The 15076-nt window shown below is 62.9% G+C and carries 15 protein-coding genes; 14 read left to right on the forward strand and 1 reads right to left on the reverse strand.

The annotated features are described in order from the left end of the window. The first annotated feature begins 59 nt into the window (after window positions 1-59). Window positions 60-1625 carry a methyl-accepting chemotaxis protein gene (locus tag PVZ80_RS28335; protein ID WP_273864866.1) on the forward strand — a complete coding sequence of 522 codons (1566 nt, stop codon included), beginning with the start codon at window positions 60-62 and terminating at the stop codon, window positions 1623-1625. Between the two features lie 182 nt (window positions 1626-1807). Here the strand turns inward: PVZ80_RS28335 and PVZ80_RS28340 are convergent, their stop codons facing one another. Next, on the reverse strand, window positions 1808-2506 hold the full coding sequence (locus PVZ80_RS28340; RefSeq protein ID WP_273864867.1) for an alpha/beta family hydrolase: 699 nt from the start codon (window positions 2504-2506) through the stop codon (window positions 1808-1810). 99 nt (window positions 2507-2605) lie between these two features. Between PVZ80_RS28340 and ccoN (PVZ80_RS28345) the strand changes: the two genes are divergently transcribed. The 13 genes from ccoN (PVZ80_RS28345) to PVZ80_RS28405 all read left to right on the forward strand — a co-directional run bounded on the left by ccoN (PVZ80_RS28345) (window position 2606) and on the right by PVZ80_RS28405 (window position 15068). Continuing rightward, entirely contained in the window at window positions 2606-4030 is a 1425-nt protein-coding gene (ccoN, locus tag PVZ80_RS28345; protein WP_009047948.1) for a cytochrome-c oxidase, cbb3-type subunit I, read from the forward strand. Between the two features lie 10 nt (window positions 4031-4040). Continuing rightward, window positions 4041-4649 (forward strand): cytochrome-c oxidase, cbb3-type subunit II, encoded by a 609-nt coding sequence (ccoO, locus tag PVZ80_RS28350; protein WP_009047947.1) that lies wholly within the window; start codon window positions 4041-4043, stop codon window positions 4647-4649. Window positions 4650-4652: 3 nt separating this feature from the next. Continuing rightward, window positions 4653-4877: a cbb3-type cytochrome oxidase subunit 3 gene (locus PVZ80_RS28355; protein ID WP_023968526.1), complete on the forward strand. Its 225-nt coding sequence runs from the start codon at window positions 4653-4655 to the stop codon at window positions 4875-4877. Beyond that, complete coding sequence (gene ccoP, locus PVZ80_RS28360) at window positions 4874-5815, forward strand: cytochrome-c oxidase, cbb3-type subunit III (protein WP_009047945.1); 942 nt, start codon at window positions 4874-4876, stop codon at window positions 5813-5815. The genes PVZ80_RS28355 and ccoP (PVZ80_RS28360) overlap by 4 nt, the downstream gene beginning before the upstream one ends. 494 nt (window positions 5816-6309) lie before the next feature. After that, entirely contained in the window at window positions 6310-7752 is a 1443-nt protein-coding gene (gene ccoN, locus PVZ80_RS28365; RefSeq protein WP_009042962.1) for a cytochrome-c oxidase, cbb3-type subunit I, read from the forward strand. After that, entirely contained in the window at window positions 7752-8360 is a 609-nt protein-coding gene (ccoO, locus tag PVZ80_RS28370; RefSeq protein ID WP_009042961.1) for a cytochrome-c oxidase, cbb3-type subunit II, read from the forward strand. Before ccoN (PVZ80_RS28365) ends, ccoO (PVZ80_RS28370) begins: the two co-directional genes overlap by 1 nt. 5 nt (window positions 8361-8365) lie before the next feature. Next, complete coding sequence (locus PVZ80_RS28375) at window positions 8366-8551, forward strand: CcoQ/FixQ family Cbb3-type cytochrome c oxidase assembly chaperone (protein WP_003175465.1); 186 nt, start codon at window positions 8366-8368, stop codon at window positions 8549-8551. Next, window positions 8548-9525 (forward strand): cytochrome-c oxidase, cbb3-type subunit III, encoded by a 978-nt coding sequence (gene ccoP, locus PVZ80_RS28380; RefSeq protein WP_009047944.1) that lies wholly within the window; start codon window positions 8548-8550, stop codon window positions 9523-9525. The genes PVZ80_RS28375 and ccoP (PVZ80_RS28380) overlap by 4 nt, the downstream gene beginning before the upstream one ends. A 165-nt stretch (window positions 9526-9690) precedes the next feature. Further along, window positions 9691-9945 carry a type II toxin-antitoxin system Phd/YefM family antitoxin gene (locus PVZ80_RS28385; protein ID WP_016704960.1) on the forward strand — a complete coding sequence of 85 codons (255 nt, stop codon included), beginning with the start codon at window positions 9691-9693 and terminating at the stop codon, window positions 9943-9945. Beyond that, entirely contained in the window at window positions 9945-10355 is a 411-nt protein-coding gene (locus PVZ80_RS28390) for a type II toxin-antitoxin system VapC family toxin (RefSeq protein ID WP_110177226.1), read from the forward strand. The genes PVZ80_RS28385 and PVZ80_RS28390 overlap by 1 nt, the downstream gene beginning before the upstream one ends. Window positions 10356-10560: 205 nt before the next feature. Next, window positions 10561-11976 carry a cytochrome c oxidase accessory protein CcoG gene (gene ccoG / locus PVZ80_RS28395; RefSeq protein ID WP_028682021.1) on the forward strand — a complete coding sequence of 472 codons (1416 nt, stop codon included), beginning with the start codon at window positions 10561-10563 and terminating at the stop codon, window positions 11974-11976. An 11-nt stretch (window positions 11977-11987) separates the two neighbouring features. Next, complete coding sequence (locus PVZ80_RS28400; RefSeq protein ID WP_041989228.1) at window positions 11988-12527, forward strand: FixH family protein; 540 nt, start codon at window positions 11988-11990, stop codon at window positions 12525-12527. A 90-nt stretch (window positions 12528-12617) separates the two neighbouring features. Beyond that, window positions 12618-15068 (forward strand): heavy metal translocating P-type ATPase, encoded by a 2451-nt coding sequence (locus tag PVZ80_RS28405; protein ID WP_273864868.1) that lies wholly within the window; start codon window positions 12618-12620, stop codon window positions 15066-15068. Window positions 15069-15076: the final 8 nt, after the last annotated feature.

The following is a 15076-nucleotide window of genomic DNA, read 5'->3' on the forward strand; positions in this document are numbered from 1 at the left end:
ACTTCAACAATTGGCGAAGACCGCCGACAACCTATCAAAGCCTTGCGGATAGAAAAACCATGCGTAACAACCAGCCCGTCACCCAGCGCGAACGTACCTTTCCGGCTCAGCAACGGTTGATCTCCACCACCGATGCCAAAGGCGTGATCACCTACTGCAACGATGCCTTCGTTGAAATCAGCGGGTTTTCTCGTGAGGAACTGGTCCGCGCACCGCACAACCTGGTCCGTCACCCCGACGTTCCGGCCGCGGTGTTCGCGCATATGTGGGCCACCCTGAAACAAGGCTTGCCATGGATGGGCATTGTCAAGAATCGCTGCAAGACCGGTGACCACTACTGGGTCAACGCCTACGTGACACCGGTCTTCGAAGGTCAGCAAGTGGTCGGCTACGAGTCGGTGCGGGTCAAGCCCACCGCCGAGCAGATCCGTCGGGCCGAAGCGCTTTACCAACGCATCAACCAGGGCAAGTCGGCGATTCCGAAACGCGACAAATGGCTGCCGGTGCTCCAGGACTGGCTGCCGTTCATCCTGGTCAGCCAGCTGAGCTTCCTGATTGGCGTCTGGCTCAACTCTTCCTGGGGCTTTGCCCTCGCCGCCGGCCTTTCCGTGCCGCTCGGCCTGCTCGGGCTGAGCTGGCAACAGCGCGGCCTCAAGCGCTTGCTGCGCCTGGCCGAACAGACCACCTCCGACCCGCTGATCGCCCAGATGTACACCGACAGCCGTGGCGCCCAGGCGCGTCTGGAGATGTCGATCCTCAGCCAGGAAGCCCGCCTGAAAACCTGCCTGACTCGTCTGCAGGACACCGCCGAGCACCTCAACGAGCAGGCGCGGCAGTCCGACACCCTGGCGCACAACAGCTCCAGCGGCCTGGAACGCCAGCGTGTGGAAACCGAACAGGTGGCCACCGCGGTCAACCAGATGGCCGCCACCACCCAGGAAGTGGCCAGCCACGTGCAGCGCACCGCCGACGCCACCCAGGAGGCCAACCGCCTCACCGGGCGTGGGCGCGACATCGCCGGGGAAACCCGCGAAGCGATCCAGCGCCTGTCGGTGGTAGTGGGCGAAACCGGCCTGACTGTGACCCAGCTGGCCAAGGACAGCGACGAAATCGGCGGCGTGGTCGATGTGATCAAGGACATCGCCGACCAGACCAACCTGCTGGCGTTGAACGCGGCCATCGAAGCGGCGCGTGCCGGGGAAATGGGCCGCGGCTTCGCGGTGGTGGCCGACGAGGTTCGCCAACTGGCGCAACGCACCAGCGAGTCCACCGGCCAGATCCACAACCTGATCGCCAAGCTCCAGCAAACCGCCAGCACGGCGGTGCAGACCATGGACGCCGGGCATCGTCAGGCCGAGGAAGGCGTGGCCCGGGTGCTGGAAGCCGACCAGGCACTGGTGGGGATCAGCGAAGCGGTGGCCAACATCACCGACATGACCACCCAGATCGCCGCCGCCACCGAAGAACAAAGCGCGGTGGCCGAAGAGATCAGCCGCAACATCAGCACCATTGCCCAGCTGGCCGACCAGACTTCGGAACAGGCCCAGCATTCGGCGCAGCTCAGCGAAGAGCTGACCCGCACCGCCAACACGCAGTACTCGCTGGTCGAACGCTTCAACCGCTAAGCCGCAAAACAAAAAACCCGGAAGGTTTGCCTTCCGGGTTTTTTATTGCCTTTTTTCAGCCCAGCGCACCCTGTAGGAGCGAAGCTTGCTCGCGATGCGGCCTGGCAGTCGCCACCGTTGTCGCCTTGAAAAACAATCGCGAGCAATCGAACGTCGACCGGCTGCTCCTACAGAAGAGTCGTTCAGCCAGTCAGACCGCGCAAAACCTCGGCAACCTTCCGCGCGGCCGCCTCCAGGTGCTGCTCATGGGTGAAGCCGGAGGCCTTGAGCGGTTTCAGGTCATGGTCGGCGGCCGCCAGCCAGAACAGTTCGATAGCCGGCGCCAGCGCATAGGCTTCGACCGCCTCGCGGTTACCCAGGGCGTCGCGCTCGCCCTGGACGATCAGGGTCCTGGTGCGCAATTCGGCCAGGTGGGCGACCCGCGGTTTCTCCGGCTTGCCGGCGGCATAAAACGGATACCCCAGGCACACCAGCGCATCGGCGCCCAGCTCGTCGGCCAGCAAACTGGCCATGCGCCCGCCCATGGACTTGCCGCCAATGGCCAGCCGCCCAGCGACATGAGGTCGCACCTGGGCATATACCTCGCGCCAGCACTCCAGCAGCTTCGGCGCCGGGTTAGGCGGCCGTTTGCCACCATCGAGGCGACGCTGGGCCATGTAGGGAAACTCGAAGCGCAGGACGTTGACCCCATGCGCCGCAAGGCGTGCGGCCATGTCGTTCATGAAAGCACTGTCCATCGGCGCGCCGGCGCCATGGGCCAGGATCAGGGTCAGCGGTTCGCCGGCCAGCGGCTGCTGCGCGACATCCCAGAGCCAGCCACGTTCCCGCACGCACTGCGCCCATTGATCCCCGTCAATAACAGCCCCTTGCCGTTTGCCCATGCTTACCTCGCTTTTAGTCTGCCTATAACTCCAGAAGAAGTGAGCGCGCCTTGCCGTGCGCAGTCGCTTTCACTTCAGCTGAACCGTGGATGGGGAACCATGAACACTTCTATCAGTACCGCCTACAACTACAAGGTGGTCCGCCAATTCGCCATTATGACGGTGGTGTGGGGCATCGTCGGCATGGGGCTCGGGGTTTTTCTCGCTGCCCAGTTGGTCTGGCCCGAACTCAACTTCAACCTGCCCTGGACCAGTTTCGGTCGCCTGCGCCCGCTGCACACCAACGCGGTGATCTTCGCCTTCGGTGGCTGCGCACTGTTCGCCAGCTCCTTCTACTCGGTGCAACGCACCTGCCAGACCCAGCTGTTCGCGCCGAAAATCGCCGCGTTCTGCTTCTGGGGCTGGCAGCTTGTCATCCTCCTGGCGGCCATCAGCCTGCCGCTGGGCTACACCAGTTCCAAGGAATACGCCGAGCTGGAATGGCCGATCGACATCCTCATCACCATCGTCTGGGTGGCCTACGCCATCGTGTTCTTCGGCACGGTGATGAAGCGCAACACCAAGCACATCTACGTCGGCAACTGGTTCTTCGGCGGTTTCATCATCACCGTGGCCATCCTGCACATCGTCAACAACCTGGAGCTGCCAGTCAGCCTGACCAAGTCCTACTCGCTGTATGCCGGTGCGACCGACGCCATGGTCCAGTGGTGGTACGGCCACAACGCGGTGGGTTTCTTCCTGACCGCGGGCTTCCTGGGGATGATGTACTACTTTGTGCCCAAGCAGGCCGAGCGTCCGGTGTATTCCTATCGCCTGTCCATCGTGCACTTCTGGGCACTGATCACCCTGTACATCTGGGCCGGCCCGCACCACCTGCACTACACCGCGCTGCCGGACTGGGCGCAGTCCCTGGGCATGGTGATGTCGCTGATCCTGCTGGCGCCAAGCTGGGGCGGCATGATCAACGGCATGATGACCCTCTCCGGGGCCTGGCATAAGTTGCGCACCGATCCGATCCTGCGCTTTTTGGTGGTGTCCCTGGCGTTCTACGGCATGTCGACCTTCGAAGGTCCGATGATGGCGATCAAGACCGTCAACGCCCTCTCCCACTACACCGACTGGACCATCGGCCACGTCCACGCCGGCGCCCTGGGCTGGGTAGCGATGATCTCCATCGGCGCGCTGTACCACATGATCCCGAAAGTCTTCGGTCGTGAGCAGATGCACAGCATCGGCCTGATCAACGCGCACTTCTGGCTGGCCACTATCGGCACCGTGCTCTACATCGCTTCGATGTGGGTCAACGGCATCGCCCAGGGCCTGATGTGGCGTGCCGTCAACGAAGACGGGACGCTGACCTACTCCTTCGTCGAAACCCTGGTGGCCAGCCATCCGGGCTTTATCGTGCGCTTCGCCGGTGGCGCGATCTTCCTCTTCGGCATGTTGCTGATGGCCTACAACACCTGGCGCACCGTACGCGCGGCCCAGCCTGCCGAAATCACCGCCGCTGCGCAGATGGCCTGAGGAGTCCGCCATGAAACACGAAGTCATCGAGAAAAACGTCGGCCTGCTGATGCTGCTGATGGTGTTTGCCGTGAGCATCGGCGGTCTGACCCAGATCGTCCCGCTGTTCTTCCAGGACGTCACCAACAAGCCTGTGGAAGGCATGAAGCCCTACACCGCCCTGCAGCTGGAAGGCCGCGATATCTACATCCGCGAAGGCTGCGTCGGCTGCCACTCGCAGATGATCCGTCCGTTCCGCGCCGAGACCGAACGCTACGGCCACTACTCGGTCGCCGGCGAAAGCGTCTGGGACCACCCGTTCCTGTGGGGCTCCAAGCGTACCGGTCCGGACCTGGCCCGGGTCGGCGCCCGCTACTCCGACGACTGGCACCGCGCGCACCTGTACAACCCGCGCAACGTGGTGCCCGAGTCGAAGATGCCGGCCTACCCATGGCTGGTCACCCAGGCGGTCGACAGCAGCCACACCGAAACCAAGCTGCGCGCCATGCGCACCCTCGGAGTGCCGTACAACGACGACGATATCGCCGGTGCCGTCGCTTCCCTCAAGGGCAAGACCGAGATGGACGCCCTGGTCGCCTACCTGCAAGTGCTTGGCACTGCGATCAAGAGCAAGAGGTGAGCCATGGGTCTTGAACTCGATAGCGGCATGATCCGCGGGCTCGGCACGCTGGTGGTGATGATTGCCTTCATCGGCCTGTCGATCTGGGTCTTCAACGCCAAGCGCAACCCGGAGTTCGCCCAGGCGCGCCTGCTGCCCTTCGCCGACGAACCTTCGCCGGAAGTGCCCGGCAATCCATCTGATGACGCTCAATCCGAAGAGCATGCGACAAGGAGCATTCGGCCATGACCACCTTCTGGAGTACGTACATCTGCGTACTGACCATAGGCAGCCTGATCGGCCTGACCTGGCTGTTGATCGGCACGCGCAAGGGCGAAACCAAGGGCAGCGTCGACCAGACCATGGGGCACGCGTTCGATGGCATCGAGGAGTACGACAACCCCCTGCCGCAATGGTGGTTCCTGCTGTTCGCCGGCACCCTGGTGTTTTCCGTCGGCTACCTGATCCTCTACCCGGGCCTGGGCAACTGGAAAGGTATCCTGCCGGGCTATGAGGACGGCTGGACCCAGACCAAGGAATGGGAAAAGGAAATGGACAAGGCAGACGCCAAGTTCGGCCCGATCTTCGCCAAGTTCGCCGCCATGCCCGTGGAAGAAGTGGCCAAGGACCCGCAGGCGCTGAAAATGGGCGGACGCCTGTTCGCCTCCAACTGCTCGGTGTGCCACGGCTCGGATGCCAAGGGCGCGTTCGGCTTCCCTAACCTCGCCGACAACAACTGGCGCTGGGGCGGTAACGCCGACACCATCAAGGCCACCATCATGGGTGGCCGCATGGCGGCCATGCCAGCCTGGGGCGAAGTGCTGGGCGAGGACGGGGTGAAGAACGTCGCGGCCTATGTGCGTCACGAGCTCGCCGGCCTGCCGTTGCCCGCCGACAGCAGCGCCGACCTCGTCGCCGGCAAGCAAGCCTTCAGCACCACCTGCGTCGCCTGTCATGGCGCTAACGGCCAGGGCACTGAAATCATGGGGGCGCCGAACCTGACGCAACCGGCAGGCTTCATCTACGGCACCAGCCTGACCCAGCTGCAACAGACCATTCGCCACGGTCGCCAGGGCCACATGCCGGCGCAGAACGAACTGCTCGGCAACGACAAGGTCCAGCTGCTCGCGGCCTACGTCTACAGCCTCTCCCACAGCAGCAAGCCAGAAGCTGCAAGCGATAAGTAAAAGATCAACGGCAAGCTGTGAGTTTTTGACTTGCAGCTTGCCGCTTGAAGCTTAGCCCTCCTCCTTTGCGACCAAGTGTCGCACCCTCTCTACTCCCTGCCTTTCCACTCTCCGGATTCGGGTCTAAGCTGCTTCGCAGTGGACTGGCACTGGCCGGTCACAGACCAGAAGTAGCCGCTCCATTCGAAGCCGTTGTTCGAGGACAGGCCGCAAAGGCTGGTTTATACCGGCTGTCGCGCCACTTACCGTCTGTCGCTCGTTCAAGGGCTTTCCACACACCCGGTTACAACTGACCTGTACCCCTCGCCTTTTTCATCCGCTGCGACATTTTGTCCGGGGCCGATTTTGTCCTTACTCCGCGCATGGAAAGGCCGCAGAATCAGCTTTTGAAAGCATTGACCCAGGTCATGGCGCGTTGCAATGACCCCCCGCTTTCTCCATACTTGCGGCCGATTTTTACTCCTAATAAAACACCCAAACCGTGGAACCTTAGAATGAGCACAGCAATCAGTCCGACTGCTTATAACTATAAGGTAGTCCGCCAGTTCGCCATCATGACGGTGGTCTGGGGGATCCTTGGCATGGGGCTCGGTGTCTTCATCGCCTCGCAACTGGTCTGGCCGGAGTTGAACTTCGGTCTGCCATGGACGACCTTTGGACGCCTGCGCCCGCTGCACACCAACCTGGTGATTTTCGCCTTCGGTGGATGTGCGTTGTTTGCCACTTCTTACTACGTCGTGCAGCGAACCTGCCAAACGCGACTGATTTCCGACAGCCTGGCGGCCTTCACCTTCTGGGGTTGGCAAGCCGTGATCGTCGGCGCGATCGTTACCTTGCCGCTGGGTTACACCACCACCAAGGAATACGCGGAACTGGAATGGCCCCTGGCTATCCTGCTGGCCATCGTCTGGGTCACCTACGGTCTGGTGTTCTTCGGCACCATCGTCAAGCGCAAGACCAAGCACATCTATGTGGGTAACTGGTTCTACGGTGCCTTCATCGTGGTCACCGCGATGCTGCACATCGTCAACCACGCTTCCCTGCCGGTCAGCTTCTTCAAGTCCTACTCGGCCTACTCGGGCGCGACCGACGCCATGATCCAGTGGTGGTACGGCCACAACGCCGTGGGCTTCTTCCTGACCACCGGCTTCCTGGGGATGATGTACTACTTCGTGCCGAAACAGGCCGAGCGTCCGATCTACTCCTATCGCCTGTCCATCGTGCACTTCTGGGCGCTGATCACCCTGTACATCTGGGCCGGTCCGCACCACCTGCACTACACCGCGCTGCCGGACTGGGCGCAGTCCCTGGGCATGGCCATGTCGATCATCCTGCTGGCACCAAGTTGGGGCGGCATGATCAACGGCATGATGACCCTCTCGGGCGCCTGGCATAAGCTGCGCACCGACCCGATCCTGCGCTTCCTCGTGGTGTCCCTGGCGTTCTACGGCATGTCGACCTTCGAAGGTCCGATGATGGCGATCAAGACCGTCAACTCTCTGTCGCACTACACTGACTGGACCATCGGCCACGTACACGCCGGTGCCTTGGGCTGGGTAGCGATGATCTCGATCGGCGCCCTGTACCACATGATCCCGAAAGTCTTCGGTCGCCAGCAGATGCACAGCATCGGCCTGATCAACACCCACTTCTGGCTGGCTACCATCGGTACCGTGCTGTACATCGCCTCGATGTGGGTCAACGGCATCACCCAGGGCCTGATGTGGCGTGCAATCAACGACGACGGCACCCTCACCTACTCCTTCGTCGAAGCCCTGCAGGCCAGCCACCCTGGTTTCATCGTGCGCGCCCTGGGCGGTGCGTTCTTTGCCGCCGGCATGCTGTTCATGGCGTACAACGTGTTCCGTACCGTTCGCGCCTCGAACCCGGCTGAAGCTGAAGCCGCCGCTCAGATCGCTGTAGTTGGAGCTCACTGATGAAGCATGAAGCAGTAGAGAAGAATATCGGCCTGCTGGCCTTCTTCATGGTCATCGCCGTCAGCATCGGCGGCCTGACCCAGATCGTTCCGCTGTTCTTCCAGGACGTCACCAACAAGCCGGTCGAAGGCATGAAGCCGCGCACCGCCCTGGAACTGGAAGGTCGCGACGTCTATATCGCCAACGGTTGTGTCGGCTGCCACTCGCAGATGATCCGTCCGTTCCGTGCCGAAACCGAACGCTACGGCCACTACTCGGTCGCCGGTGAAAGCGTCTGGGACCACCCGTTCCTGTGGGGTTCCAAGCGTACCGGTCCGGACCTGGCCCGCGTTGGCGGTCGTTACTCCGATGACTGGCAGCGTGCGCACCTGTACAACCCGCGCAACGTTGTACCTGAGTCGAAAATGCCGGCTTACCCGTTCCTCGTAGAAAACAAGCTCGACGGCAAAGACACCGCGAAAAAAATGGAAGTCTTGCGCACGCTCGGCGTCCCTTACACCGACGAAGACATCGCCGGTGCCAAGGATGCCGTGAAGGGCAAAACCGAAATGGACGCGCTGGTGGCCTATCTGCAAGGCCTGGGCACCATCATCAAAAGCAAACGGTGATCTGGATGGATATCGGGATGATTCGTGGCCTGGGCACCGTAGTGGTGATGGTGGCCTTCATCGGCCTGGCGCTGTGGGTGTTCAGCCCCAAGCGCAAGTCCGAGTTCGAAGACGCCACCTTGCTGCCGTTCGCGGATGATCCCGAAGCCATCAAGCACGTCGAGCAAGCTTCTAGGAGTAACAAAGAATGACTACGTTCTGGAGTCTGTACGTCACAGTCCTCAGTCTGGGTACCATTTTCGCCCTGACCTGGCTGCTGCTGTCGACCCGCAAGGGCCAGCGCGCCGAGCAGACCGACGAGACGGTCGGCCACTCCTTCGACGGGATCGAGGAGTACGACAACCCGCTGCCGAAATGGTGGTTCATGTTGTTCGTCGGCACCATCGTCTTCGCCCTGGGTTACCTGGTGCTGTACCCGGGCCTGGGTAACTGGAAAGGCATCCTGCCAGGCTACAACTACCTGGATACCGAAAAGCAGACCCCCTTCGCCAACGGCCAGACCGGCTGGACCGGCGTGCACGAGTGGGAAAAGGAAATGGCCAAGTCGGACGCCAAGTTCGGTCCGATCTTCGCCAAGTTCGCCTCCATGCCGATCGAGGAAGTCGCCAAGGACCCGCAAGCCCTGAAGATGGGTGGCCGCCTGTTCGCCTCCAACTGCTCGGTCTGCCACGGTTCCGACGCCAAGGGCGCCTATGGCTTCCCGAACCTGACCGACGCCGACTGGCGCTGGGGCGGCGAGCCGGAAACCATCAAGACCACCATCATGGGCGGTCGTCACGCGGTGATGCCGGCCTGGGCGGAAGTCATCGGCGAGCAAGGCGTCAGCGATGTGGCCGCCTATGTGCTGACCAACCTCGATGGCCGCAAGCTGCCGGAAAGCGCCAAGGCCGATCCGGCCAACGGCCAGAAGATCTTCGCCGCCAACTGCGTGGCGTGCCACGGTCCGGCCGGTAAAGGTACCCCAGCCATGGGCGCACCTGACCTGACCCATCCGGGCGCGTTCATCTACGGCTCGAGCTTCGCCCAACTGCAGCAGACCATCCGTTACGGCCGTCAGGGTCAGATGCCTGCCCAGGAACAGCTGCAAGGCAACGACAAGGTTCACCTGCTGGCCGCTTACGTCTACAGCCTGTCCCACAGTGACAAGCCGGCGGACGCCGAGTAAGGCAGACACCTTCGGGTAACAGAAAAAGGCCCCGCCAATGTCCATTGGCGGGGCCTTTTTATTTCCCTCTCCCTCACGTCCGTCGCTCCACCCCCGGTTGAGATTGCCCCCTTCACGCCAAGAGTAGTAACGTTGCTACATGAAATTTTTGTCGAGAGTATGACGATGCCTATCACCACCATCTCCAGCCGCGAATTCAATCAGGACACAAGTGGTGCCAAAAAAGCCTCCAGAAACGGCCCGGTCATCATCACCGACCGTGGCAGGCCCGCCCATGTGCTGCTAAGCATTGAGGACTACGAAAAACTGAGCGGCCTGAACACCAGCATCGTCGACATGCTGGCCATGCCTGAAGCGCCTGAAATCGATTTCGAAACAGAGCGCGCCACCATCATTCCTCGCGAGATCGATCTGTCCTGATGTTTTTGCTCGATACCAACGTTGTGTCCGAATTACGCAAGCCCAACGCTGATCGCCAGGTAGTGGCCTGGGCTCAGACCGTGGCGCCCACCAGCCTGTTTTTATCAGTCATTACGTTATTGGAACTGGAAACCGGCATCCTGCGGTTGGAACGCCGCGATCGCACCCAAGGGGCCCTGCTGCGTGCCTGGCTGGAACTGCGCGTGATGCCCGCTTTCGACGGACGAATCCTGGCCATTGATCCTGCTGTCGCTATGCGCTGCGCCCGATTGCATGTTCCGGATCGCAGCAATGAATGCGATACCCTGATTGCGGCGACCGCCCTGGAACATGGGCTGACAGTCGTTACCCGCAACATCGCCGACTTCCAGTCCAGCGGTGTGCAGTTGCTCAACCCGTGGAGCGATTGAACGCGGTCGCGGCGAAAAGCGTCCATAATTCACAAGTCAATTGATTCAAGTCATTACACCATCAATTGATTTCCCCCAACGCGACCAAAGGTCGCACCCTTGAGCTAGAGCGACAGGCGTATCATTGCGCCACTGCAACACTCCTATTTGATCGCGGTCGGCACGTACTGACCGGGGCATTTCTCCACTGCCGTGGGATGCAATGATGAGCAACCAGATTCCGGTACATGACGTTACCCCTCCTGCCAAGAATTCGAACAACAGCGTAGATCTCTACGCCTCTCGGGAAAAAATCTACACACGCGCTTTCACCGGCCTCTTCCGCAACCTGCGGATGGTGGGCGGCGCGGCCCTGTTCCTGCTGTATTTCGGTACGGTGTGGCTCAACTGGGGCGGCCACCAGGCTGTCTGGTGGAACCTGCCGGAGCGCAAGTTCTTCATCTTCGGCGCCACCTTCTGGCCCCAGGATTTCATCCTGCTGTCGGGGCTTTTGATCATCGCCGCCTTCGGCCTGTTCTTCATCACCGTGTACGCCGGGCGCGTCTGGTGCGGCTATACCTGCCCGCAAAGCGTCTGGACCTGGATCTTCATGTGGTGCGAGAAGGTCACCGAAGGCGACCGCAACCAGCGCATCAAGCTCGACAAGGCGCCGATGAGCGCCAACAAGTTCCTGCGCAAGTTCAGCAAGCACAGCCTCTGGCTGCTGATCGGCTTCGTCACCGGCATGACCTTCGTCGGCTACTTCTCGCCGATCCGCGAGCTGGTCATCGACTTCTTCACCGGCCAGGCCGATGGCTGGTCGTACTTCTGGGTCGGCTTCTTCACCCTCGCCACCTATGGCAACGCCGGCTGGCTGCGCGAACAGGTGTGCATCTACATGTGCCCCTACGCCCGCTTCCAGAGCGTGATGTTCGACAAGGACACCCTGATCGTCTCCTACGACCCGCGTCGCGGCGAAGGTCGCGGCCCGCGCAAGAAAGGTGTCGACTACAAGGCCATGGGCCTGGGCGACTGCATCGACTGCACCATGTGCGTCCAGGTCTGCCCGACCGGCATCGACATCCGCGACGGCCTGCAGATCGAATGCATCGGCTGCGCCGCCTGCATCGACGCCTGCGACAACATCATGGACAAGATGGACTACCCGCGCGGCCTGATCAGCTACACCACCGAGCACAACCTGTCCGGGCAGAAAACCCATAAACTGCGTCCACGCCTGATCGGTTATGCGCTGGTGCTGCTGGCGATGATCAGCCTGCTGGTCACCGCGTTCTTCATGCGCTCGCTGGTGGGCTTCGATGTCAGCAAGGACCGCGTGCTCTATCGCGAGAACGCCGAAGGCCGGATCGAGAACGTCTACAGTCTGAAGATCATGAACAAGGATCAGCGCGACCATACCTACGTACTGGACGCCGCCGGCCTGCCGGACCTCAAGCTGCAAGGCCGACGCGAGATCAAGGTGGCGGCCGGCGATATCGTCAGCATGCCGGTCGAGCTGTCGAGCTCGCCGGAGCAACTGCCGTCGAGCACCAACGAGGTGAAATTCATCCTCAAGGACGCCGACGACGAAAGCGTCCACGTTGAAGCCAAGAGCCGGTTCATCGGCCCACAAATTCGTTAAGAGAAGTCATCATGCCCGCAGCGACCGCCACAAGCCCCTGGTACAAGCACCTCTGGCCCTGGATCATCATCGGCATCCTGGCCTGCTCGGTGGCCCTGACCCTGTCCATGGTGACCATTGCGGTGAACAACCCGGACAACCTGGTCAACGACAACTACTACGAGGCCGGCAAAGGCATCAACCGCTCCCTGGACCGCGAACTGCTGGCCCAGACCCTGCAACTGCGCGCCAGCGTGCACCTGGATGACCTCACCGGCGAAGTCGACCTGCGCCTGAGCGGCAACAGCGCGCCCGCCACCCTGGAGCTGAACCTGATCTCGCCGACCCAGCCGGAAAAGGACCGCAAGATCACCCTCGCCCGCAGCGAAACCGAACAGGGCCGCTACATTGGCCAGTTGAGCGACAAGGTCGATGGCCGCCGTTTTGTCGAACTGCTGGGCGTCGAAGGCGACAAGACCTGGCGCATGTTCGAAGAAGAACAGGTCAGCCACGACAAGGACCTGCTGCTGGGTGACGAACCGCTGCAAGGCGCGGAACACCTGGACAAGTAAGCGCCCTCCGTACATCGCCGGCAGGCTGCTGTCTTCTCCCAGGCAGCGGCCTGCCGGCGATGAGGTCCGCCCCTGGAACAAAGAACCGCGATGACCACGCCACTGCCCTGCTACCACTGCGCCCTGCCCGTTCCCGCCGGCAGCCGCTTCACCGCCGTCGTGCTCGGCGCCCCCCGCGAGTTCTGTTGCCCGGGTTGCCAGGCGGTGGCCGAAGCCATAGTCGCCGGCGGCCTGGAAAGCTACTACAGCCATCGCAGCGAAGCCTCGGCCAACCCCGAAGCGCTTCCCGTGCAACTGGTGGACGAACTGGCGCTCTACGACCGCGCGGATGTGCAGCAACCCTTTGTCCGGCATGAAGGCGAACTGGCCGAAACCACCCTGCTGATGGAAGGCATCAGCTGCGCCGCCTGTGGCTGGCTGATCGAGAAACACCTGCGCAGCCTGCCGGCGGTGGCCGAAGCGCGACTGAACCTGTCCAACCATCGCCTGCATGTGCGCTGGGCCGACAGCCAGCTGCCACTGAGCCAGGTGCTCAGCGAACTGCGCCTGATCGGCTATGCAGCGCATCCCTACCAGGCCGACCGCGCCTCCGAGCAACTGGCCAGCGAAAACCGCCTGGCCCTGCGCCAGCTGGGCGTGGCCGGGCTGCTGTGGTTCCAGGCGATGATGGCGACCATGGCCACCTGGCCGGAATTCAATATCGACCTGAGCCCCGAGCTGCACACCATCCTGCGCTGGGTCGCGCTGTTTCTCACCACGCCGATCGTGTTCTACAGCTGCGCGCCGTTTTTCAAGGGTGCCCTGCGTGACCTGCGTACCCGCCACCTGACCATGGACGTTTCCGTGTCCCTGGCGATTGGCGCCGCCTACATCGCCGGGATCTGGACCTCGATCACCGGGGTCGGCGAGCTGTACTTCGATGCCGTGGGCATGTTCGCCCTGTTCCTGCTGGCCGGGCGCTACCTGGAACGCCGCGCCCGCGAACGCACCGCCGCCGCCACCGCGCAACTGGTGAACCTGCTGCCGGCCTCGTGCCTGCGCCTGGGTACTGACGGCCAGAGCGAACGCATCCTGCTCAGCGAACTGCGCCTGGGCGACAAGGTGCTGGTGCACCCCGGCGCCATCCTGCCGGCGGACGGCAAGATCCTCGATGGCCAGTCGAGCATCGATGAGTCCCTGCTCACCGGCGAATACCTGCCGCAACCGCGCAGCATCGGCGATGCGGTCACCGCCGGCACCCTCAATGTCGAGGGCGCGCTGACCGTGGAAGTCCTGGCCCTGGGGCAGGACACGCGCCTGTCGGCCATCGTCCGCCTGCTGGATCGGGCCCAGGCGGAGAAACCGCGCCTGGCGGAAATCGCCGACCGCGCCGCCCAGTGGTTCCTGCTGTTCTCCCTGGTCGCTGCGGCCGCTATCGGCCTGCTCTGGTGGCAGCTGGACGCTTCCCGGGCCTTCTGGATCGTCCTGGCGATGCTGGTCGCCACCTGCCCCTGCGCGCTGTCCCTGGCCACCCCGACCGCGCTGACGGCCGCCACCGGCACCCTGCACAAACTCGGCCTGCTGCTGACCCGCGGCCACGTGCTCGAAGGCCTGAACCAGATCGACACGGTGATTTTCGACAAGACCGGCACCCTCACCGAAGGGCGCCTGGCCCTGCGCTCGATTCGGCCCCTGGGCGACCTCGACAGCCAGCAGTGCCTGGGCCTCGCCGCCGCCCTGGAAAACCGCTCCGAACACCCGATTGCCCGGGCCTTCGGCCGCGCGCCACTGGCCGCCGAGGAAGTCCTGAGCATGCCCGGGCTGGGCCTGGAAGGCCTGGTGGGCGAGCAACGCCTGCGCATCGGCCAGCCCGCCTTCGTCTGCGAGCTCAGCGCCTGCACGGTCCCGGCGATGCCGGACGAAGCCGGCCAATGGCTGCTGCTGGGCGATACCCAGGGGCCACTGACCTGGTTTGTCCTTGACGATCGCCTGCGCAGCGATGCGCCGGCCTTGCTGGCCGCCTGCAAGGCGCGGGGCTGGAACACCCTGCTGCTCTCGGGCGACAGTTCGCCGATGGTCGCCAGCGTCGCCGCCGAACTGGGCATCGACGAAGCCCGCGGCGGCCTGCGCCCGGACGACAAGCTGCAGGTGCTGCAACAACTGCATCGCCAGGGCCGCAAAGTGCTGATGCTCGGCGATGGGGTCAACGATGTCCCGGTGCTGGCCGCCGCCGATATCAGCGTGGCCATGGGCTCGGCCACCGACCTGGCCAAGACCAGCGCCGACGCGGTGCTGCTGTCCAACCGCCTGGACGCGTTGGTGCAGGCCTTCAGCCTGGCCCGTCGCACGCGCCGGATAATCATCGAGAACCTGCTGTGGGCCGGGCTGTACAATGGCCTCATGCTGCCGTTCGCCGCCCTCGGCTGGATCACTCCGGTATGGGCCGCCATCGGCATGTCCATCAGTTCGTTGACCGTGGTGCTCAATGCCCTGCGCCTGACTCGCCTGCCGCGTCAGCCCCAGGCCGAGGCCACGACCCAAACCCGCCCGCTGCCGGCCTGAGCCGCGCG

This window comes from Pseudomonas sp. B3G-3, assembly GCF_028640915.1.
Taxonomy (GTDB): domain Bacteria; phylum Pseudomonadota; class Gammaproteobacteria; order Pseudomonadales; family Pseudomonadaceae; genus Aquipseudomonas; species Aquipseudomonas chlororaphis_I.

Bases quoted from the DNA above. Each gene is read 5' to 3' on its own strand.
- PVZ80_RS28335 (WP_273864866.1), top strand. From the start codon at position 60: ATGCGTAACAACCAGCCCGTCACCCAGCGCGAACGTACCTTTCCGGCT.
- PVZ80_RS28340 (WP_273864867.1), bottom strand. From the start codon at position 2,506: ATGGGCAAACGGCAAGGGGCTGTTATTGACGGGGATCAATGGGCGCAG.
- PVZ80_RS28375 (WP_003175465.1), top strand. From the start codon at position 8,366: ATGGATATCGGGATGATTCGTGGCCTGGGCACCGTAGTGGTGATGGTG.
- ccoO (WP_009047947.1), top strand. From the start codon at position 4,041: ATGAAACACGAAGTCATCGAGAAAAACGTCGGCCTGCTGATGCTGCTG.
- PVZ80_RS28390 (WP_110177226.1), top strand. From the start codon at position 9,945: ATGTTTTTGCTCGATACCAACGTTGTGTCCGAATTACGCAAGCCCAAC.
- ccoP (WP_009047945.1), top strand. From the start codon at position 4,874: ATGACCACCTTCTGGAGTACGTACATCTGCGTACTGACCATAGGCAGC.
- PVZ80_RS28405 (WP_273864868.1), top strand. From the start codon at position 12,618: ATGACCACGCCACTGCCCTGCTACCACTGCGCCCTGCCCGTTCCCGCC.
- ccoN (WP_009042962.1), top strand. From the start codon at position 6,310: ATGAGCACAGCAATCAGTCCGACTGCTTATAACTATAAGGTAGTCCGC.
- PVZ80_RS28400 (WP_041989228.1), top strand. From the start codon at position 11,988: ATGCCCGCAGCGACCGCCACAAGCCCCTGGTACAAGCACCTCTGGCCC.
- PVZ80_RS28385 (WP_016704960.1), top strand. From the start codon at position 9,691: ATGCCTATCACCACCATCTCCAGCCGCGAATTCAATCAGGACACAAGT.
- ccoN (WP_009047948.1), top strand. From the start codon at position 2,606: ATGAACACTTCTATCAGTACCGCCTACAACTACAAGGTGGTCCGCCAA.
- ccoO (WP_009042961.1), top strand. From the start codon at position 7,752: ATGAAGCATGAAGCAGTAGAGAAGAATATCGGCCTGCTGGCCTTCTTC.
- ccoP (WP_009047944.1), top strand. From the start codon at position 8,548: ATGACTACGTTCTGGAGTCTGTACGTCACAGTCCTCAGTCTGGGTACC.
- ccoG (WP_028682021.1), top strand. From the start codon at position 10,561: ATGAGCAACCAGATTCCGGTACATGACGTTACCCCTCCTGCCAAGAAT.
- PVZ80_RS28355 (WP_023968526.1), top strand. From the start codon at position 4,653: ATGGGTCTTGAACTCGATAGCGGCATGATCCGCGGGCTCGGCACGCTG.